The sequence below is a fragment of the Moheibacter stercoris genome, from assembly GCF_040545805.1.
Lineage (GTDB): Bacteria > Bacteroidota > Bacteroidia > Flavobacteriales > Weeksellaceae > Moheibacter > Moheibacter stercoris.
This window is the reverse complement of record NZ_JBEPMO010000004.1, coordinates 214,643-235,871: the sequence shown is the minus strand read 5'-3', so window position 1 is coordinate 235,871 and position 21,229 is coordinate 214,643. Positions and strand designations below refer to the sequence as shown.

The following is a 21,229-nucleotide window of genomic DNA, read 5'->3' as shown; positions in this document are numbered from 1 at the left end:
GGAATATTGAAACAAGAATTTTTAATAGAAAGAACTAAAAATATAGATGATTTAAGGAAAATGGTTAAACAAAGTGTTTATCTTTATAATAACATTAGACCACATCTAAGTCTTAATATGGAAACTCCAGAAAAAAGACACAAAAAAATCCGAAGAAATAAAATCTCTCCGGATTTAAATTATAGTTAATAACTGTCAATCTATTTTAGGACTAGTCACATTAAAAAATTTACTTGGAACTTGGAGCACCTTCGCTATTAAAAGCTTTTCGTTGGAATTTCAAGTTTAAAATCTTACTTGTTCATGTATTTCTTCGAAACCAATTCGCCTTTGTCGGTTATTAATTGAATGAACAAAACTTCTTTTCCAAACAGATGACTTGGAATCACAAAGGATTTGGCATTCACTCGATCTTGTTTGTACACCAATTTGTTGTGGATGTTAAAAATCTCGATGCTTTCAATCGGGTCTTCTGAAGAAGTAAATTGAATATTTTGTTGATTTTTGTACACATTCACAAGATTGCTTTTCGTAGAAAGCTTGATGTTTTTCATTTTGTACACGATAAAGAAACGATCATTGAATTCGCCCGCTGTTGTTCTAAATCGGTATTCATTTGTATTCAAACGCGTGTAAAGGTTATTCAATTTGTCCCATAAGAAGATGGATTGATTTTCGTTGAAAACACCTTCTTGATCATACAATCGGATGGTGTAATGTCCATTTTCGTACGCTTTGTATCCTAATCGGATGGTATCATTTCGGTGGAATTCACTCTTTCCTTGAATTTTCAATTGGAATTGATCTAGGATGGAATAGATATCGTCAGATGAACCAAAAGATTTGCTATCATCAAGGGAGAATTCATTATTTCCACCTTCGAAATACGCAACGGCCATCATGGTAGTTGCATTATCTGGCGTAGTCATGGTCAACCAAAAGCGGTCAGTTTCCGACTCATCCAATTCATTTTTACCCGTAAAAGTAGGGCCAAAAGAACCCGTTCTCATGCTATTGTCCATGTGCAATTTCGCTAGATTGGCATCTGGTTTTGCGCGTACCATAAAAGCGGTTCCGACCGAGGTATATTTCGTAGGGACTTTTAAGTCTCCGCTTGTTGCAGTGGCTGCCACACCGGTTCCACCGCCCGCTGCGGCATTGAAATAAGCATAATGGTCTCCTTGATAATCAGATCCTTGTTGGACAAACACTTCGTTTCCTCGGTTGTCCCAGAAGTAAAATTCGGGTTCAATTAAATCTTGGTTTCGGCTGTAGACTTTGCTTATGTCGAGGGTAGACGGATAAGGATTTCCGACCAAATTATAGCCAGGATCGGGATTGGAATTGTAGGTGTAGTTCAATTCGAATTCCAAAACACCATTGAAAGGAGTTCCAAAGAAGTCCGCCATGATGGTTGATTCTGGAACGGCAGCTTTGGAAGGTTCACGTACGGCAAATCCTTTTCCAGGTTCATAGGTACCAGGAGTAGAGGTGAAGAAATTGGCATCTTCGTTAAATTGCAAAACGTTGGGTTGTCCTGGATAAATCGTTTTGATGGATTGACCGATCAATGGCGAAATAACAAAATTGTATTGTTTTCTATCATTGCTCGGATTGGCCATATTTTGGAAATTGAATTCTTTTTTCACTTGAATAAATCCTGTATTGTTTATCTCATCATCCAATTGAACCAAATTCGCATCATGTTCTATCAAGAAATCTTCTTTGGAAGCGAGATTGGTGATTTCTTCTGCTACTGTTAAGGTATTTCCTTCTTTTATTTCCAATTTCCCACCGGCTTCGATTAAAATATTCTTTGCCTCTGCATCGGGAAGATTGACTTGAAGTATAGAACCCGCAGGAACCTTCACACAATTTTGTAGCGTAGGGATTGTGTCTTGGGACCAATTCTCAGAATTATCCCAATTCCCAGATTCTGCAATAAAATGGGTGAAATAATTTTCAATGTTTACAGTATTTTCTTTCGTACAATCATTTTGGGTTGAATAAACAATCGCTTTGTAGGTCTGTGGCGAATCGGGTGCCGCATAAACCGTAGAGGCATGGCCACCATCGTAAGGGATGGTTTTCATTTCGTCTAAGAACAATCCTTCGATAGGCTCCCAAGTAATTGGATTTTGACGTTTTCCTTTGATTTCAATATCATCCAAGAACCAATAATCCAATCCCATAGAATGTCCTGTGTATCGGAATTGAAAATAAAGAGTTGGAACACGATCATATTGGCTTAAATCGACGGTAATTTGTTCGGCCGGACGATCTTGATTGACGGAAGTTAAACTCCAAACAGGCGTGTAGTTTACACCATCTGTCGAAACATCCAAATAGAAATTTCGGTTATATGAACTGTATAAATCTACATCAATCATTTGACGGAAACTAATTCGAACATCATCATATTCTTCCAAATTGATAGCCATTCGTTCGTTCGAATAAGGATTGTAGGGGAATTGAGACCAAGAACCTTGTGAGTTTCCAGAATTGTAATACAGAACAACTTCTGGTGGAGCTCCATTGGCATAATTCGCATCGGCAATACCTAATAGAAGATTATTATTTGATCCATTGTACGCCCAATTGCTATAGGTTCCAGCCGAAAATCCTTCATAGTACACATAGGAATCTTCAATTCCCCCATCAGCGGTTAATTTGACAACATCGTAGGCGCATCCTTCTAAAATTTCAGGTGTATTGGTGCGATTGATGGTGATTTCGGTTGGGGCAGGAGCAAACATGATGTGAACCGGATAACGGTTGGACTCACAATTCGCATTCCCAGCTGAAATATAAAAACTTGAATCTCCCGAAATTTCTGGTGTCTGAAAGGTTCCTGAATTTCCATTTATAGTAGCAACGGGTGTTCCTCCAAATGGAGTCGTATACAAATGCATTTCGGTTGTATGTTGATTTCCTTGAACGCTAATGGGAGCAGAAGTAATTCCACAAGCAATTCCTGTGTTGATTTGCGTAATTGCTGCGTTACAAGTGTTGAGGGTTACGCCCGTGATGATCAAACTAAAGTTTTGTCCGCCATAAGGCAAAGTTCCTTTGTGAGTAATTTCAATCGTATAGTTTCCTGAAGCATTGGGAACATCAACTCTTTCAAATGGATCGACATTATTATCTCCTTTTCCATTGGTGGTAACGCCTGTTAATCGCCATGGGAAATAGGTAGAGTTGCCTTTTTTGACACGAATGTCTAAATCATGAACCAATCTTGGAGTAGGATCATTCAAGTTGGTGGTCGTGTTCCCAGGTCGATCTGTCCAAGAAATCGAGGCTCTTAATTCTTGAATTCCATTGGATACCACGTTTATGGTTTGAGGGGAATTATTGGTTAAGTTCAATTCGTAAATCAAGCTATTGGAATTCTTTAGGGAGATGGTTTCGGCCGCTTTTTTTGCATTCAAAAGTCCCCAACCATACACAGCATCTGGACCAGCTGGTCCAGCATCATCTGCGGTATGCAAGGCCAATCCTTTTAGAGTTGCAGCACGCATAAATTCGCCATTGTTTAATTTCTGATAATGTTCTTGCAACAACAACAAAGATCCCGAAACATTGGGCGAAGCCATAGAGGTTCCTGTAATGGAGTTATAGGCAGTAGGACTTGTTTCAAAGGTGGAGTAAACAGAGGTTCCGTTTCCGGTAATATCGGGTTTGATACGCAGATCATCGGTTGGTCCTTGGCTACTCGATCCATTGATGGTTACACTCACCAATTCGCCAGCAGAATTGATGACAGCATCTTGCGCATTGGCGACTACGAGATTGTTTTTGGATGTTGCATGACCGGTTAATTTATCATAACCCGTTAAACCACCCAAGGGACTAGTGGTGATGGGATCATATCCGTCATTTCCTGCAGCTACCACCATCAAATAATAAGGCGCATTGTACATGATCTGATCCCAAGAACGTGAATCAGCTATATAAGCACCTGGAAAATAACTTGGCAAAGCATAACCTCCGTTTTGTGTAAACGATGCATAGCCGTACGAATGATTGGAAACCAACATCCCATTGGAATTTGCATTTTGTGTGGCTTCTGAAATATCGGAATTCCAATCAAAGCCAATGGCTTTTGCATAAGGTGCCATCCCTTTGGCATTGGGTACTACTCCCGAAGAAATGATTGTACCTGTAACATGCGCAGCATGATAGTGAAGAGCCGTGGAATTATCTCCTTTTGAAAATCGATTGTTTCCTCCTGGACCATCGTATTCCTGATGCGAAGCAAGAGCCAATCCTCCATCCCAAACATAAGCTGTCATGTTTTGTCCCATCAAGTCCATACCTAATCCTCCATTGATGTGAAGATAATTGGTGCGGGTTGATTTGGCCGAATCTACATTGTAGGTGATATAATAAAGTGGTGTACCATCTGGTAAGATTTTTTGCAATTCAGCAAAAGCTCCGTTCTGTTCGTAGGTTAAAGGAATGTTGTTCCTTCGTGCAAAATGTAAAACCGTGCGCCTATCTGCATTTTGTAGGCGAATGAATTCATTTTGTAATTCCAATAAACCAACGAGATTGGTTTTCGAACGTATCCAGTTGATTTGTTCGGTTGTTTGTGCAGTAATAGAAATGCTTAGGCAAGAGATAAAACCTATGCATACCCAAAAATAAAATTTCCCCATGTTTCCTAATGTGTTATGCCCCAAATAATTGTTTCGTTGTTTTTAGGAGAGAGAGTAGAGGTAAGAAATGAAACGGTTAAATACCTCTATTACAAATATTAAAAAAAATAATCGAATAATTTAAGAAAATTTTAAGAAAGTTTTGTCAAGCTATAATTTTTTGGTCATACTAGTTTGTTAGCTAAATGATTATTTGCCAATAGGAATTGTATCAAATTTAATTTTACATAAAATTAAATTTAAATCCAGTAGTCAGCCAACGAGAAGGAAGTGGAATTGATCCTATTTCTGAATATTCCGCATTAAAGAGAACCCGTTGTGCATTATGAATTAGGATAAAAAAGTTGTTCATCTGATTGAAAATCAGTAAATTGTTTTAGCCATAAAACATTTACAATGAACAACTTAATTGCAAATTACGAAAGAAACCTAACGGAGTGGTTCGACGTAGTCAATTTTGGAAGTATTGAGGAAATATCATCTGATACCCCCGCTGCCGATTAACGAAGTGTATCGTGTGGCATTAGCAATAAAAAAGTTTAATTATTTGTACCTTACAGTAAAACTTAAATCCAATTAGTAGAAATTATAAATTTCATAATCCCGATGGATTGTATTTTGTAAGTTTTGCTGTTGTAGGCTGGTTAGATGTTTTCACACGAAACGAATAGAAAGACATCCTGATAGACAGTCTTGATTTTTGCCCAAAGGAGAAAGGCATGGAAATCGTTGCTTGGTGCATAATGACCAATCATGTTCATTTAATTTTTAGAAGTATAAGGGGTAAGAAACCAGAAACTATATTGGGTGATTTTAAAAGATTTACTAGCAAAAAGATTGTAAAAGCAATTCAAGATACCCCAAAGGAAAGTAGACGAGAATTTTTACTTGAACAGTTTGAAAAAGCAGGTGATAATAGTTCAAATGTTCGCAACTATCAGTTTTGGCGTCATGACAATAAGCCTATTGAGCTTTGGAGTACAAAAGTTATACTGGAAAAAATAAATTATATTCATCAAAATCCTGTTGAAGCTGGAATAGTTTATCACCCAGAAGAGTATCGCTATAGTAGTGCAGTTGATTATGCTGGATAAAAAGGTATGATTGGAAATTTAGTTATATTTAGAAATTATTGAAAGATTTTATTAATGTACCACAGGATGAATTGACTTCGTCGAATCTTCGACTTCGTGCGGTAGCGGGGTGAAAATTAAGAATTAAATGATAAATATTTTAAGTTAGCTGTAAAGGATTTTCAAAATCAGGCTAGAACAGAACACCCAATTTTACACAAAAGATAGTCATGGAAATAATTTATAGGCCAAGTAAAAAAAAACTTTTTCATAACATTTTTATCTATAGCATACTGATAGCTTGTGGTTTATTTATTTTAATAAAATCAGATTACATAGCTACAACCTATTACGCAAGAAGTTTAGGCTTATTTGGAACGCAAACATCTTTACAAATCCTTGGGATTTTAAGTATCACAGGGCATTGTTTTTTAATTATAGGCACAATAAATTTATTCTTCCAGAACTACGTCCTGATAATTAATGAAGAAGGTTTTATTAACAATACAAACTTCACCAATGCTGGCTTGATTCTTTGGAGTGATGTTATAGACATAGGAATAAATAAAAAAAAATACTTTAGTAGGATTTCAATTTATATGAATAAAAAAAATAAAAAGAAATACTATAGTAAGATCAAAAATCCAATTATTAAGTTAAATGTTATTATTTATAATAAAGTTTACGGAGCACCTTTCTATATAGAAACAACACACCTATCAACTTCAGATGATGAATTATTTGAAATACTAAAAAAACATGCCAAATTGTAATTTGAATTCACTCTTCCACGCTGCCGGACTCCCGAATCATCGGGATGTATCGTGTGGTAATTTATAAAAGAAAACAAACCACTTCAATTATAGGACTGGTTATTTTTTTGTTTAAAAAGAAAAAGAAACCCTTTATCAAGACGGAACTTCAAAGTATTGTTTAGTCCATTTAAATGAAAACTGGTTAAAAGGCCTTGTCAAGGTTTTGATCCTTGACAAGGCTCAGTCCAATAGCTATCAATATTATATTGCTACTATTTATAAAATCATTTTTCAAAGGTGAAAATGTTAGGTACAAATTCTTTCAATAATTTACATCTAATTATGCTATTTAAGTCTAGAAGCCAGTATTCCTTATAAAATCTACGTCATTTGATGCCAAAATTGTCGAAATAAGTCATCACTACCAATTGGCTAAACATTCTATAAACCAAAATAATTCCCATATAGCTTATAGGACAATTTTGTAACTTTGATAAAAATCCAAAAGAAATGGATACAACAGTCGATTTAAGAAAGCGCGTTCTAAATTACATTCAAAATGCTGACGATAAATTACTGCGATTGATACAAGCATTGGCAGAGACCTATCAGTCAGATGAAAATACGGTTGAACATGATTTAACAGAACTTCAGAAAAAAGAATTGGATGCGCGTATGGAAAGCTACCAAAATAATCCAGAAAACGTTACGGACTGGAAAGAAATGAAAGATAGCTGGTAATGGTTTACACGGTCAAAATTTTACCGATTGCTCTCAAAGATTTGCGAAATGAAAAAATCTGGTACCAAGAGCAAAGTGAAAATATAGGCGAAGAATTTAAAAAAGAAATTTATCAAGAAATTGATTATATCAGTAAAAACCCCAATCATTTCCAACTCAAATACCAATCTATTCGTCAAGCTTTAGTAAAACCTTTTCCCTATGCCATTTTTTATTTTATTGATGAAGAAAGAGCGAGAATAGTTCTAGTAGGGATTCTTCACGTCAAAAGAAATCCAAAAATTATTCAAAAACGAATCAAATAGGTTCTTTAAAGGAGTCTTGTTAAGGTTTTAAATGCCCATATATCGTTCAATTTCAATTGATTTAAATTTTGGATATATTTAGAGTTTAATAAAGGATTTACTAAATTGACCACAAGATGCTCCCTAAGCTTTGGGAGTGCGGTAGCGGGAAGGATTCACTGTATAGTAGTTATAATTAAGGAAAATGCAAAAGAATAATAATTTAGATTTTATTAATGATTGGTTAACTTTTATTATAAAATTTTTATATCAAAATAAGCAAAATTCTGCCTATTTTGAAACTATGCTCTTACGTTTGGAAAATTATTATTCAATTAAAAATAAAAAAGAGATGAATTCCATGCTAATGGAACTTCGTTCTATTTTATCAACAAGTTCAATTGAATTGAGAATTAAATTAGATGATGCTTTAAGAGAAAAATTTAACCTTTCTTTTAAAGATATCTCTCCAATTAAAAAAAGCAATCAATTCTTAACTGAAAAACAAAATTCAGAAGTTGAATTTATCAAAGATTGGTCTCTTACAATTATTAATTTTTTAAAATCTATACATAATTTAGAGGTTTCATTTTTGCTTGATAATGAACAAATTTTTTCTGAAGAAGTAAAACGTAAATATTTAATGGAAACAAGTCCTTCAATTTATATAAAGGGATTAAGAATGGTTTTCAATGATATTAATGAAATGGCATTGGATTTATCATTACAATTACAAGTTGAACTTAACAAATTGTTACTTAGTAAATTTGAAAAAGATTTGAATTTTTATTCAACTTCATTATCTAAAAAAGTTAGACAAATCATCAAGAGAGGAGAAATAAAAAATCCAAATGAATTTAGATTATTGCAATCTAGAGCTGAATTAATTTATGAAAATGAAGAGTTAAAAACTGAGCTCACTGAGATTAATAAATTAATGGTGAGCTACGAAGAAGATGGAAGAGCTGAAGTTTAATAATTTGTAATTTTCAGCTATAACCCGATATCGCGGATTTTCAATCCGTGAAAAAAGTATAAAAATCCACTCTGTTTATGGAGTGGTTATTTTTGATTAAAAAGAATAAAAATCATTCTCGATTCCCCACAGTCATTTGGTTAAAGAAAAATAAATCAATTATCGATTACTGCGCAAACGCTATGGTCATCACAGAAATTTTCGCTTCCGGATATTCAGTATGAATCAAATTTACACAAGTAGAAATGGTTGCACCCGTAGTCAGAACATCATCCATCAACAAAAAATGACCTTCAATGGGTTGATTCGTCAGTCCGAAAGCTGTTTGAAGTGTGGTCAGTCGTTTGCTTCGATTTTTCAAAATTTGCGAAGGATTGTTTTCCTTTCGTATCAATATATCTTCTCGTAAAGGAATTTCAAAATGTTCCGCCAATGTTTTGGCATACGGAACCACTTGATTATAGCCTCTTTTCTTTTCCTTTTTCGGGTGAATCGGTACCGGAATAATTCCATCGAATTTCGATAAATCCAATTCCGATTTTGCTTTATCGGCTAGTAATATCCCAATTTCAGGATGATTCAGATATTTCAAATGATGCAGTAATTTTTGCGTCACATTGTTGTGCTGGAAATACAAGAAACTATGAGCTGAACTGAGATTGCAGAGTTTTTTCAATTTGGTATAAGCCGGATTTTCTTTGTCCAAATGCCAATGCGTATAAGGTAAATTGGCGGCGCATGGTATACACAAAGGATTGTCAAAGGAAATGATGGCATCACAGTTCAGACAACGCCTTGGAAAAAATAAATCGAAGATAGCCTGTCCGATTGATTGGATTTCCATTAACTTTGCAGTTGGTTTAGACCATTAAGGTAATGAATAAAATTCGCGTAACAAAATCATTTAACTTCGAAACAGCCCATGCTTTGTATGGTTATGACGGAAAGTGTAAAAACATTCACGGACATTCCTACAAGCTTTTTGTCACCGTAAAAGGAACTCCTATTCAAGACAATTCCAATCCAAAATTTGGGATGGTCATTGACTTTGGGGACATCAAAAAAGTGGTAAAAGCTCAAGTGGTCGATCAATTTGACCATGCGATTTTGTTGAATGAAAATTCACCACACAAAACCTTGGGAGACCAATTGATTGCGGAAGGGCACAAAGTGATTTTCACTTCCTATCAGCCATCTTGTGAGAATATGTTGTTGGATATGGTGGACTTAATTCGTCCGCATTTAGATGCCTCTGTAGAATTGCATTCGTTGAGACTTCACGAAACCGAAACATCATATGCTGAATGGATAGCCGAGGACAACAAATAGAACTTCAACTCCCACCAGGCAAAAAAATCTATTTTGCTTCAGACCAACATTTGGGTGCGCCAAACGATGAAGAAAGTTTGGTTCGCGAAAAACGATTTGTTCGTTGGTTAGATGAAATCAAATCCGATTGTCAAGTTTTATTTCTTTTGGGAGATCTGTTTGACTTTTGGTACGAATACAAACAAGTTGTTCCTCGTGGATTCGTTCGTGTTTTGGGGAAATTAGCCGAATTATCAGATTCTGGTATCCAAATTTATTTCTTCACGGGTAACCACGATTTATGGATGCGCGATTATTTGTCCAAAGAAATCGGAATAACCGTTTTCAGAGATCGTCAAGTATTTCATATTAATCAGAAGAAATTTTTTATTGCACATGGCGATGGATTAGGACCCAATGACAAAGGCTACAAGCGCATGAAAAAGTTGTTTACCAATCCGCTTGCACAATTCATGTTCAGTACCTTTTTACATCCAGATTTTGCAGTAAAATTGGGCATCAATATGTCACGTAAAAACAAATTGATTTCGGGAGACGAAGACGTGAAATTCTTGGGCGAAGACAAAGAATGGTTGGTTCAATACGCCAAACGTAAATTGGAAACAGAGCATTATGATTATTTCGTTTTTGGACATAGACATATGCCAATGGAAATCAACGTTGGTGAAAATTCAATCTATATGAACTTAGGAGATTGGGTAAATTACTTTACCTATGCGGTTTTTGACGGTTCTAACTTAAGTTTAGAACGAAACATTGCCCAATAAATCCTGGTAGAATTCCATGATTTCCACTCGGAAATAAAATCCCATCATACAGACTAAAAATGCCCAAAGGATGATTTCTTGAAGAATTTTAGAGGATTGGTATTGGACAAATCTTGTAAAGAATATCGCAATCGGAAGTCCCAAAAAGGCCAACAACGAATAGAATTCTCCTCCAAATACAATCAAAATGATCAACAAATTGATAAAATACAAAAAGGTTAAAAAGTATTTATGACGTTTGTTGATGTCTTGTGTGTTGGAATTGGACAAATGATCAAACCAGCAAACCAAAATGAACAAGCCTATCGGAATCAAGCTCCATAAGGAATAGTTCCAAAAATCGATACAAAAAGCCGAATAATAAGTTTCCAACCAAGCCAATTGATCTGTTAAAAATAATAACTGAATTCCTACGACCAAGGGTAAAGTAAATCCGATGAAAAACAACAAAAAGGATTTGATGTTAAAGGATTGAACGTAGAAAAATATAAAGATTAAGAATCCAGCTAAGAGTAAACTTGGCGGATAGAAAAATCCGGAAATGCTCAATAGAATTCCAATATCAAAGAAGAATTTCTTGTTCTCCATACTCTGTTCGGTAGCGAGCAATCGCCAAAAGATAAGCGTAACGAAAAATAGAGAAGTAGAAATTCTTGGTTCAAATGCTATGTCAGCAAATGGAAACATCCAAATCATCAAAAACCAAATGCCAAAACCTGGATATTTGATTAAATTTTGATTGAAAATAAGGACCGAAGAAAGGAGGATGGTTGCAGCAAAGGAAATAATTCCCAAATTATCAATCCAATCTGTTGAAAAAGGTGTGTTTTTCCACAAGAAAAGGATGAAAAAAAGGACGCCTAAAATAATTTCTGCAAAAAAAGATTTTCTTGAAAGTAAATTTACCAACATTTTTATAACTTTGTCCTTTTAAGGAAACAAAGATATGGGATTAATTACAGATATATTCTTCGGAATCGCAAATTTCTTCAAGTGGATTTTTGAAAACACTTTGGAGCCAATTGGAGTTGGAATGGACTGGCTTTTGTTTATCATCGGAATGGTGATGATGGGATGGTGGTTATACAAATTGGTTCAATTTGGTAACGATAACGAAAAAGATTACGAAGGTTGGTAAATCTAAACATTTAGAATACCCATTAAAAAATATATCCTGTTGGGAATTCATTCTAAACGGGATTTTTTATGTTCAAAATTTTCGTTTTAGATAGCATTTTCATCGCCAAAGATCATCAGTTTAACCGTCTTGTAAATGATGAAAATATCCAATAGAAAAGACCAATTGCGAACATAATAGATATCGGCACGAATTCTTTTCTCCATATCAATATCACTATCAATTGCTCCTCTATAACCTTTTGTCTGGGCAAGTCCTGTAATTCCTGGTTTCACATAATGGCGCAATGAATATCTCTTAATGATTTCGGAATAAGATTCGTTTTCTGACACCATATGAGGACGAGGTCCTACAATCGACATTTCTCCTTTTAAAACATTGATAAATTGGGGTAATTCGTCTAAACTTGTTTTGCGTAAGATTCTTCCGAGTCTGGTTACTCTTGGATCGTTCCGTTCCGTAGGCTTCACGGAATTATGTTTATGGGGAATCATGGTGCGAAACTTCAAACAATCAAATTCCTCCCCATTCAAACCATTTCGTTTCTGAGAAAAGAAGATAGGTCTTCCTTGAGTGATTAAAACTAAAAGTGCAATAATAGGCATCAACCATGAAAGAAGGAAAACGAATACAAAAACGGTAAAAACGATGTCAAATACTCGTTTTGTAAATTGGTTGAATGTATGGTCAAGTGGAAGTTTTTTGTAATAAAGTATTGGAAAAGAGTCCAAATAGTTTATTTCTAAACTCTGTTTATTTTCAATGGAACTATCTGGAATGTAACCAATTATTTTGTAATTTTTTTCTGCTATTTCAACAATTTGGTTAATAGTTGTCTCGCTTAAACCACTGCCCAAACAAATGTAGATTATGTCAATTTTCTGCTGAATTAATTCATCTTGAAATGTTTCCAAATCAAATAATTGCTGGTTTTGTTTAGGGTCTTTAGATACAAGAATTTTGGTTACCATCAAACCAAATTCTTTTTTTTCATTCATCAAATTCAACAGGCCATCCGTATTATTGTTGTACCCGACCAACAAAACATTTTTATTATCAAGTCCTTTTCTCCACTTGTGTTTCAAAAGTCGTAATACTGCGAATCTAGAGACCAAAAGGTAAATAAATAATATAGCCAAAAACACCAAAGATAACTTGCTTGAATATAACATTTCTGACTTCCCGCCTGAAATTGCAAATAAAATAATGGCAAATCCTAAAGTTTGGAAGGTTGATTTTCGCGCAAATTCAAGGTATCTCGTTAACCTGAAACTTTTATAAAGTTTGGAATGGTTTGAAATTAATAACCAGAAGATGATAAATAGCAACAAGGATTTATAATGAACTTTCCCAAAAATAATTAGACCTTGAAGACTTCTATCCCAAGTAGGATCGTTTACAAAAAGGAACAAAAAGAACAAGAATACAAGGATTGTGAGGTCCAAAATTACCATCCCAATAGGAATTTTTAATTTTGATTCTTGGTTTTTTGTCATTTGTTCTTATTTACACTTCTAAATGGTGGATAATAGCGCAAATATATCAAATTTGAGATAGTAAAGTATGTTCTTCTAGCATCTTTTCCACATTAAAAGAAAAGGATTTTCAAAAGGTTGTTTGGCTTGGTGAGTAATATTCTCTTGAATGAGTTTGGTAGAAAACGATGGATTTAAAAATAATGCGAAGTTTCTATAAATTAGATTCCGAATACTTTATACAGATAGTAAATTGGTAATGCTATTGATGAACTCTTTTTTAGAGAATTTTTGGGAATGTTTTGAAATGTATTCATAATCAAACTGGTGGGATTCAAATTCCTCGACAGATTTGATAAGAGAAGTTACATTTTGATTCTCTACCAAAATTCCTGTTTTTTTATGTAAAATAGTTTCTGCCGTGCCGCCATTACCAATTGCAATTACTGGGGTTCCACAAGCTTGAGCTTCAACGGCTGCAATTCCAAAATCTTCTATACCAATGTAAATTGCCGCTTTGGCTTTTTTCACATACTCATATACCTTGTCGCTGTTCAAGAAACCTGTAAATTGTATATTGGATTTAGCGGTTTTTCTGAATTGATCATTAAGTTCACCATCTCCAATCAAAATCAGCTTTTTATCGGGCATTTGATTAAAGGCATCAATCAAAATGTCGAAACGTTTCATTTTTGCAAATCGTCCAACCGCAACATAGTAATCTTCCTTTTGGGTGTATAGTTGGTATGTTGATAGATCTACTGGCGGATAAATAACGACTGAGTCACGATGATAGTGGTCCCATAGCCATTGCTTTTGAAACAAAGAATTGGCGATTAACAGATCTGGTTTTTGAGCTGATTGAACATCGTATTTTTGTAAATATTTTACGAAGGGTAAAATCAGGAACTTAAATTTCCCAAAATACAAATCAATTTGTTCATCATCCCATATGTATTTCAAATTTCGAGATTGAATATAAGAGTAGTGAATTTGATCTGCTGATGTTTTTGAAATCCCTTTAGCAATGTTATGCGATGAGCTAAAAATAAATTTCGAATTGGGATCTATTTTGATTTGTTTTACAAAATAGGGGAATAAGGGTAAAAGGTAACGGAAGTATTTTCCAAAAACTTGAAGTTTTGTTGAATGAATTTTGGGATTTCCTTTGAAAAATAAATGTTTATCTTCTGGTTTTCGAATATCTGTCAAAGTGTAGACTTCATCAAAATTTATAATTTCATCTAAAATAGTTATGACTTTTTCTGCACCTCCATATAAATCGAGCCAATCTGCAACCAAAACTCTTTTACCTTTCATTTCAAGAAAATTAACCATTGTTAAAATTAGTGAGTTTCTTGAGTTTGTTTGATAAATCTCGAGAAATAAAATATAAAAAGGAGTTTCTCAATAAGCTATAAATAGGGTAAAAGCCAAATTCAAAATGGTTGAGAATTATTTTGATTCTGTTTTTAACTTGGAGTTTTCTTTTTTGAGTTGAAATAGATTTTTCTTCTATAACATACACTAACAAAGATTCTGGCAAATTTTCGCATTTAAATTTTTTAACCGCATCAAAATAGAATGCATAATCTTGTGCAGCATGTCTGTATTCATATTTATACAAGCCAATTGTATCGAGAATTTTTTTTCGGAAAATAACAGTTGGGTTTATGAACATGCTATTTACAAACATCTTTTTCTTGATTTTTTCATATTCCGTTGGGAATTCCAATACAAACATAAAATCACCATTTTCATTCACGATATCTGCCCATGTTCCCAAAACCATCACATCAGGATTTCTATTCAGGTAGTCTAATTGTTTTTGATATTTATTGGGTTTATTTAAATCTCCACAATCTAAACGTGCAATTAGCTCATAATCCATTTTTTGAATTAATGATAGTCCATGATTTGCAGCAATTCCAACTCCTTGATTTTTTGGCAATAATTCTAAAAAAACCTCTCCTTTGGTATAGATTGATTTTAAGTGATTTAAAGTAGGTTTTGTCTCGCTTCCATCATCGACAATCATAATGTCAACATCAAAAGGTTCATCTATAGATAAAAGAGTTTTTTCTAATCCTTCTAGATTGTTATAATGGGCGATAAGTACAATTAAATTCTTGCCAATCATTTTATTGATTTTGCTACCTTGATTCCACTAAAAAATATATAAATAGATAGAAAAGGTAATTATTTTTGGGTATCTTGTTTACGATTACCAATACTGGTGTCGCAAGATAAGAATAAACTTATTATCCAAACAAATCCAACAAGCATCGCACCAAGCTGTCTACTTAAAACATTTTCAAAAAAGAAGAACAAAGCTAGCGCTAATACAATGGCAATCTGTGGATATGTTGAGGAGTTTTTATATAACAAAGTTGTCATGAACAATAAGAAAAGAATTAAACCAATAAAACCTGTACTAAGTAAAAAGTTTAGATATTGATTATGTGTATTAAATCTACTTTGTATAAAATATTGTCGATGGTCTTCGTCTAAAAATCCATCTTTTGTTGTATAATTTTCTACTAATTTATCAATTGTAGTTCTATAACCATACCCTAAAATGGGCAATGGTTCCGCTTGCAAAATTTGATAAGCAGATAACCAGATATGTGATCGTGGTTCCATTGCAATTACTTTCTGTACTTTGATATCTTCTTGGGCGAATCCAGCCGTTAAACGACTTTTGAAGGTGGGATTTGTCAGTGCAAAAACCAAAATTCCAGCTATTCCTATACTTACAGCTCCAAAAAGTTTCAGTTTATTTTTGGCATAAAATATAGATATACCTAAAATAATCACCAAAGTTAAAATAGAAAGTCTTGCGGAGATAAATAGAATAAAACTTGCAAAAATTAAGCAAACTACACCTAAGAGTATACGTTTGGCTCGATTTTGACTTTTGGTAATCAAATAAAAACATAAACAAATCGACACGATGTAAATAAAGCCCAAAAACGGTCTTTCTCCCATCAATAATTCATTCACTTCTTTTCCTACATCTAACTTTAGCGTTTGAAAATGCAGATAATGATTCGTGAGTTTGCCAACTGATATAAGTAGTAAACCAAAAGAACCTAATAGAAATGAATAAATCAGTTTAGGAAAATCATTTTTATGAATTCCTAAAGCTAAAATTATAAAGATAGGAACAGAGATTAATTTGTTGAGAAAGCCTAAGTCCTTCCAATGTTGATTCCACAAAATGCCCATTAATGTCCACAAACAAATAGCCAAATAAGCGAAAAATGGGATTGTGTTTAATTTTGACAATGATTTTTTTTTGAATACAAAAGGAAACAAAATCAAAAGTAGACCCGTAATAATGTTGGGGCCGGCCTTAAAATGTTCAGTGAAAGGTATAAGTAAACATAACGCAGAAAATAATAGAGGATAGATTTTTTGAATATTCTTCACTTTAGAGTTATTTACTTTTGATTGAACGATATTAGAAAACAAATATTTTATCTTTTTTGTAAATAATCGCAATTGTTATACTATGCCATATAACGATTGTAATACCCGTTGCAAGAGCAGATCCATTCATCCCCATTTTGGGAATTAAGAGGTAGTTTAACGCGACGTTAAGTAAAAAGGCAAAAATTAGAATTTTATGTAAAATCCTTTGTTTCCCAGTCATATTCATATAATTTCCTGCCATTCCCATTACGGTTGTGATGTATTGTGCCGTTATAAGGATGAATAAAGCCATTTTGGCTGATTTATATTGTTCTCCAAAAAGACCTAAAACAAATTCTGCAAAAACAAATAAAAATAGAATCGCAGGAGTACTAAATAACAACATCAATCTGATGGAGGATTTGACGAGTTTCTGCAATTCATCCAATTTTTGTTGATTATAGAGTTCAGCAATTTTTGGTGCTATTACAACATTTACAGACATTACACCGATCATAGTAAGAGATGCAACACGAACAGCCGTGTCATAATAGGCGACGGTGTCAAATTGCTCAAATTTACCCAACAAAATAACATCTGTACTTTGCATGAGGAAAAATGTCATCGCATTGAGTGCCATCGGATAGGAAGTGTAAAATATTTCCTTCGTAGATATTTTTACGTCAGGATTAATTTCGCCTAATTTTTTAAATTCCAACGCCAATAAAATACAAGTGATTAGGCAAAGCACTACAAAACATCCTAAGTATACATCCACTAAATAGAAATCTAAATCATTTATGAGTAGAATGTAAGCTCCTATGAAAAATAGTCCATATCGGGTGATATTTCTAAAGATTTCTGAAATAACCATTTTATTCAATGCTCGAAACATTTCAATGTTGAGCATCATGATGGAATGGAAAAATAAATAAAATGTAACTTTTTTAACTAGTCCAAAAGGGTTTTCTACTTCGAAGAATGAATTGATAAATTCAGCATTTATTAAATTCATTATGAGTATAAGCAACAAGGATGAAAACAAAATCAGTTTAACGGTTTTGAAGTAAACTGATTTTATATTGTTGATAGCATTTTTCGAACGTAAATAGCCCGAATAATAAATAATAGATTGTTCTGCGCCAATTATACTGATACCTCCTAAAATCAATAATATGGAACGACTAAAACTATATTGTCCTACCAAATCTGGAGAAAAATTATTGGTTAAAAACAATGTGAGTAAGAACAATAACCCAACCCCTGACATTTTGAGGGTAAGGGCTATCATACTATCTTTTGCATTTTCTCGATTTTTAAATTTTTCGAGTAACGACTTCAACATACTATTTCTTTTGATTTAGCGTAAATGCTATAATTGGAGCAAATGTAACTTATTTGTTGTGTAAAAAGTTATTAAGGGGCCTTTATTGGTTGTATTTTATTGCTTTTTTAAGTTTAATCATTAGGTTTCTTGGGATGAAATAAATAATGGAATTTTGGACTAGGGCTAATATCGGATAGATTCCAAATTCGAAATTATCCAAATTTATCATCAATCGATTTTTGACTTGATCTTTTCGGTGTAAACTTGAAATTGAGTTTGGGTCTACCACATAATCTACCAAAAATTCAGGAAGGTTGGTTGTTGGGTAAATTTTTGAAAAATTGTAAAAAAACGCATAATCCTCACCGTTTCTATTGTATTTTTCTGGAAATAACCCTGTTTTTTCTAATGCCGAAACATAGAAAATCACACTGGAATTAGTAAAAGCACTATTAAAATTTAATTTCTTTTTTATAGCCTCATAGTCTGTCGGATGTTTGAGTTTCATTAGTACTTTTCCTTCCATATCAACCATGTTAATCCAAGTCCCTAAAAGTTTTATTTCTGGGTTATTTTCTAAAAACTCTAGTTGTTTTTCATATTTATTAGGATGAACGATATCTCCACAGTCCAATCTTCCAGTTAAATCATATTGATGCTGGATGGCAAAATTTAGGCCCACATTTGATGCCTTACCTACCCCTTGATTTTCTGGTAATAGCTTCAAAAAAACCTCTCCATTTTTATACAAATTTTTAAGATTTTGCTCGGCAGGTTTGGTTTTACTCCCATCATCGACAACTAATATGTCAATTTTAAAATTTTCCTTTATGGATAAAATCGTTTTCTCTAATCCTTCAAGATTATTAAAATGACAAATGATGATTAGAAGTTTAGCGGTAATCATAGAGATTGTACGAAAAGTGAGCTCATAATTTTTAGATATTCATTTGAAAAACCATTAGTTCATGATGTTGGTTGATTTCGTAATAAAAATAATCTTTTGAAATTATATTTTCACAATATTTAAAAAATTATTTTTTCTCCTTAAAAAGCTTTTATCCTAGTGGGTTTTAAAGTTTACTTTATAAACAACACTGTCCATTCGATCGGAATTATATGAATCTAAATATACTTGATAGAATGTTTTATCTTTAATCAATACTATATTAAGTCCTCTCTTATTTAAGGATAAATCAGCGCCATTAATTCTGATAGAAGAAACATTCCCCGATCGGTATCCGCCTGATTTCATTTTTGTAATACCTAAATCATTTAAAACTTTATGATTCTCAAAGGTAATTTGTTTTTGATCATCTATTTCTTCCAAAAGAACTTTGTTATTGGAAATAATTGAAACATAAGAATTACGATATCCTAGTTTGGGTAAATTTAACTTAAATTCTTGATAGATTTTATTTTTCTGTTCGTTGTTAAACCCATTACTTGCTTCGTCCTTTGCAGATATTAATAAAGTTTCACTGTCAAATTTTCGTAAAAAGTCAATAAAATTGGCATCGTTAGATAAACCAAGATCAGATAACATAAGCGTGTCAACACTTGCAATGTTAGATATCTCTTGGATTTTTACATTGGCAAATGTATTTGGGAGGTAGATAAAATGTCCTTCAGTTATTTTCGTTAGTTCAAAAGGAATATTGTTTTCTTCAAATCTTTTGTAAACATGGAAGAAATTTTGTTGGTCAATTTTCAATTTTACGCCATCCGTTTTCCAATCTTTCAGTAAAGAATTTATTTCTTTTGTAGAATTTATTTCAAATTTAAGTGTTTGAGTTAGGCCTAAATAGAAGTTAAAAAATAAAGAAAATAATAAGAAGAATTTTAGAGCTCTAAAAAAGTATTGTTTTGAATCCCAAATCATCACTAGAGCTATGATGTTGATAAGCCATAGTTGAGGTACATATCTTGCCCACCAAAATTCGGGATTAATAAAAGTTGTGATGATTATACCAAAAACTATAGTATATAGCACCAATAGTTTCTCTTTGTTAACTTGAAAAACTTCTCTTTTATAAATATACATGTATAAAGGATAAACAATCAAAATCAAAACTGATAGAAGCAAGATACCACTCGCGAAAACACCAAAACCAGATAGCCTCAGATCGTAATGATGCAAAAATTCAATTTCTCCAGGTTGAATGGTAAATGGAATCTTTGATTTTTGAACCGGAATTCTATCTTCATTCATCATATAAATATTGGTTACCTCAGAAAAAAAAGCAGTTTTAAGTCGTTCTAATTTTCCTTGGTCACTCATATAATGCGGTATAACTTGTGAGATGATGTCTACCTTCTCAGTTCCCATAAGTGGGTGAAAAATATGCTTTCCTTCATTTATATTAGTAAGCAATGGGTTAAAAGTTGTGATGATACCAGCAAAAAATACGATTGTCAAGGAAATAACTGCTGGTCGAATGAATGTCCAATTTTTTTTATAAATGATAAATGCTAAAAATACGGCTACAAGTACTACAAAAGAGGGTAATGTTGAGAATTTAATGTTGCATAACAAAATGGAAATCATAATCAAATTGGCCCAATAGAAATTTGTTTTGTGTTGATACACCAAAATCATACTAGCAACCAAGGATATGTAAAGCAAATAATAAAGACCGTCATTATAATTAGTGAAAAGTTGTGAGATGACAATCAAAGAAAAACTTGCTAAAATAGCTAAGAAAAAAGCACTAAATGTATTTTTAATAGTCAATTTTATTGCTTCAAAAACCACCAATAAACAGCTGATCAATAAAAGAAAATTGATGGTTTTGACAGATTCTAGTTTATTTGATATGAGATAAAAATTTGCCTGCATAATTTCAATACCCTTTTGGTAATGGTTTAACCAAATAGCATACTGAGAGTCTGTTTTTTCCTTTATTGGATTCCAGCCTTCGGCTAATTGCACAACTGCATCTTGATGATAGGCCATGCCATCAAAAGAAAAATCATAATAATTTATACTTAAGAAGTAGCTTATCATTAGGATTAAACTTGCCCATAAAAATGATGATATATAATTTTTCAGATCATTTTTTCCATATAAAAAATAGGTGGTAACCAAAGCCAAAATAATCGCAATTGGGAAATGAAATTCAGAGAGTTTTATGTTGAATAGAAATCCTAAAGATGAAACAACCAATAAGAAAAAAAGTAAGGCTAACAGAATACTGTAAATTCCTTTTAAAAGTCGGTGATTGTAAAGTAACATTAAAAATTAATAAGTTGATTAATAAACAAATATAAAAATACCTACATTAGCTTT

At 33.1% G+C, this 21,229-nt stretch carries 19 protein-coding genes; 9 read left to right on the top strand and 10 right to left on the bottom strand.

Features of this window, described 5'->3' with window-relative positions:
- Positions 1-189, top strand: a 189-nt coding sequence (locus ABID46_RS05575; RefSeq protein WP_354507916.1) for an integrase core domain-containing protein, incomplete at its 5' end; no start/stop codon positions are given.
- Positions 190-293: 104 nt separating this feature from the next.
- Here the strand turns inward: ABID46_RS05575 and ABID46_RS05570 are convergent.
- Positions 294-4,661 carry a DUF8693 domain-containing protein gene (locus tag ABID46_RS05570; RefSeq protein ID WP_354507915.1) on the bottom strand — a complete coding sequence of 1,456 codons (4,368 nt, stop codon included), beginning with the start codon at positions 4,659-4,661 and terminating at the stop codon, positions 294-296.
- A 677-nt stretch (positions 4,662-5,338) separates the two neighbouring features.
- Here ABID46_RS05570 and ABID46_RS05565 point away from each other — a divergent pair.
- The 5 genes from ABID46_RS05565 (at position 5,339) to ABID46_RS05545 (ending at position 8,490) form a co-directional block, all read left to right on the top strand.
- The gene (locus tag ABID46_RS05565; protein ID WP_435529322.1) at positions 5,339-5,755 is read left to right on the top strand and encodes a transposase; all 417 of its coding nucleotides are present in this window, start codon (positions 5,339-5,341) and stop codon (positions 5,753-5,755) included.
- Between the two features lie 209 nt (positions 5,756-5,964).
- Positions 5,965-6,507, top strand: a complete 543-nt coding sequence (locus tag ABID46_RS05560) for an STM3941 family protein (RefSeq protein WP_354507911.1) — start codon at positions 5,965-5,967, stop codon at positions 6,505-6,507.
- A gap of 492 nt (positions 6,508-6,999) precedes the next feature.
- Positions 7,000-7,230: an addiction module protein gene (locus ABID46_RS05555; RefSeq protein ID WP_354507909.1), complete on the top strand. Its 231-nt coding sequence runs from the start codon at positions 7,000-7,002 to the stop codon at positions 7,228-7,230.
- Positions 7,230-7,535: a type II toxin-antitoxin system RelE/ParE family toxin gene (locus tag ABID46_RS05550; protein WP_354507907.1), complete on the top strand. Its 306-nt coding sequence runs from the start codon at positions 7,230-7,232 to the stop codon at positions 7,533-7,535. Before ABID46_RS05555 ends, ABID46_RS05550 begins: the two co-directional genes overlap by 1 nt.
- A 184-nt stretch (positions 7,536-7,719) precedes the next feature.
- Complete coding sequence (locus ABID46_RS05545) at positions 7,720-8,490, top strand: hypothetical protein (RefSeq protein ID WP_354507905.1); 771 nt, start codon at positions 7,720-7,722, stop codon at positions 8,488-8,490.
- 166 nt (positions 8,491-8,656) lie between these two features.
- On the opposite strand, the gene ABID46_RS05540 is transcribed toward ABID46_RS05545, so the two are convergent.
- A complete protein-coding gene (locus ABID46_RS05540) occupies positions 8,657-9,334 on the bottom strand; it encodes a ComF family protein (RefSeq protein ID WP_354507904.1) in 678 nt (225 codons plus the stop codon).
- A gap of 32 nt (positions 9,335-9,366) precedes the next feature.
- Here ABID46_RS05540 and ABID46_RS05535 point away from each other — a divergent pair, with 32 nt between their 5' ends.
- Together ABID46_RS05535 and ABID46_RS05530 are read left to right on the top strand one after the other, a co-directional pair.
- The gene (locus ABID46_RS05535) at positions 9,367-9,819 is read left to right on the top strand and encodes a 6-pyruvoyl trahydropterin synthase family protein (protein ID WP_354507902.1); all 453 of its coding nucleotides are present in this window, start codon (positions 9,367-9,369) and stop codon (positions 9,817-9,819) included.
- Positions 9,795-10,586: a UDP-2,3-diacylglucosamine diphosphatase gene (locus ABID46_RS05530; RefSeq protein WP_354507900.1), complete on the top strand. Its 792-nt coding sequence runs from the start codon at positions 9,795-9,797 to the stop codon at positions 10,584-10,586. The genes ABID46_RS05535 and ABID46_RS05530 overlap by 25 nt, the downstream gene beginning before the upstream one ends.
- Here ABID46_RS05530 and ABID46_RS05525 read toward each other — a convergent pair.
- Entirely contained in the window at positions 10,563-11,498 is a 936-nt protein-coding gene (locus tag ABID46_RS05525) for a DUF6427 family protein (protein WP_354507898.1), read from the bottom strand. The two genes, ABID46_RS05530 and ABID46_RS05525, sit on opposite strands and share 24 nt — an antisense overlap.
- Before the next feature lie 34 nt (positions 11,499-11,532).
- Between ABID46_RS05525 and ABID46_RS05520 the strand changes: the two genes are divergently transcribed.
- Positions 11,533-11,724 carry a hypothetical protein gene (locus ABID46_RS05520; protein WP_354507896.1) on the top strand — a complete coding sequence of 64 codons (192 nt, stop codon included), beginning with the start codon at positions 11,533-11,535 and terminating at the stop codon, positions 11,722-11,724.
- Between the two features lie 86 nt (positions 11,725-11,810).
- Here ABID46_RS05520 and ABID46_RS05515 read toward each other — a convergent pair whose 3' ends face one another.
- The 7 genes from ABID46_RS05515 to ABID46_RS05485 form a co-directional block, all read right to left on the bottom strand.
- Entirely contained in the window at positions 11,811-13,178 is a 1,368-nt protein-coding gene (locus ABID46_RS05515) for an exopolysaccharide biosynthesis polyprenyl glycosylphosphotransferase (RefSeq protein WP_354507926.1), read from the bottom strand.
- Positions 13,179-13,436: 258 nt separating this feature from the next.
- Positions 13,437-14,519, bottom strand: a complete 1,083-nt coding sequence (locus tag ABID46_RS05510; protein WP_354507894.1) for a glycosyltransferase — start codon at positions 14,517-14,519, stop codon at positions 13,437-13,439.
- A 10-nt stretch (positions 14,520-14,529) separates the two neighbouring features.
- The gene (locus ABID46_RS05505; RefSeq protein WP_354507892.1) at positions 14,530-15,339 is read right to left on the bottom strand and encodes a glycosyltransferase; all 810 of its coding nucleotides are present in this window, start codon (positions 15,337-15,339) and stop codon (positions 14,530-14,532) included.
- 59 nt (positions 15,340-15,398) lie between these two features.
- Entirely contained in the window at positions 15,399-16,487 is a 1,089-nt protein-coding gene (locus tag ABID46_RS05500; protein ID WP_354507890.1) for an O-antigen ligase family protein, read from the bottom strand.
- Between the two features lie 175 nt (positions 16,488-16,662).
- Positions 16,663-17,958, bottom strand: a complete 1,296-nt coding sequence (locus ABID46_RS05495) for an MATE family efflux transporter (RefSeq protein WP_354507888.1) — start codon at positions 17,956-17,958, stop codon at positions 16,663-16,665.
- Positions 17,959-18,040: 82 nt separating this feature from the next.
- Positions 18,041-18,847: a glycosyltransferase gene (locus ABID46_RS05490; RefSeq protein WP_354507886.1), complete on the bottom strand. Its 807-nt coding sequence runs from the start codon at positions 18,845-18,847 to the stop codon at positions 18,041-18,043.
- A gap of 156 nt (positions 18,848-19,003) precedes the next feature.
- The gene (locus tag ABID46_RS05485; RefSeq protein ID WP_354507884.1) at positions 19,004-21,175 is read right to left on the bottom strand and encodes a hypothetical protein; all 2,172 of its coding nucleotides are present in this window, start codon (positions 21,173-21,175) and stop codon (positions 19,004-19,006) included.
- Between the last annotated feature and the right edge of the window lie 54 nt (positions 21,176-21,229).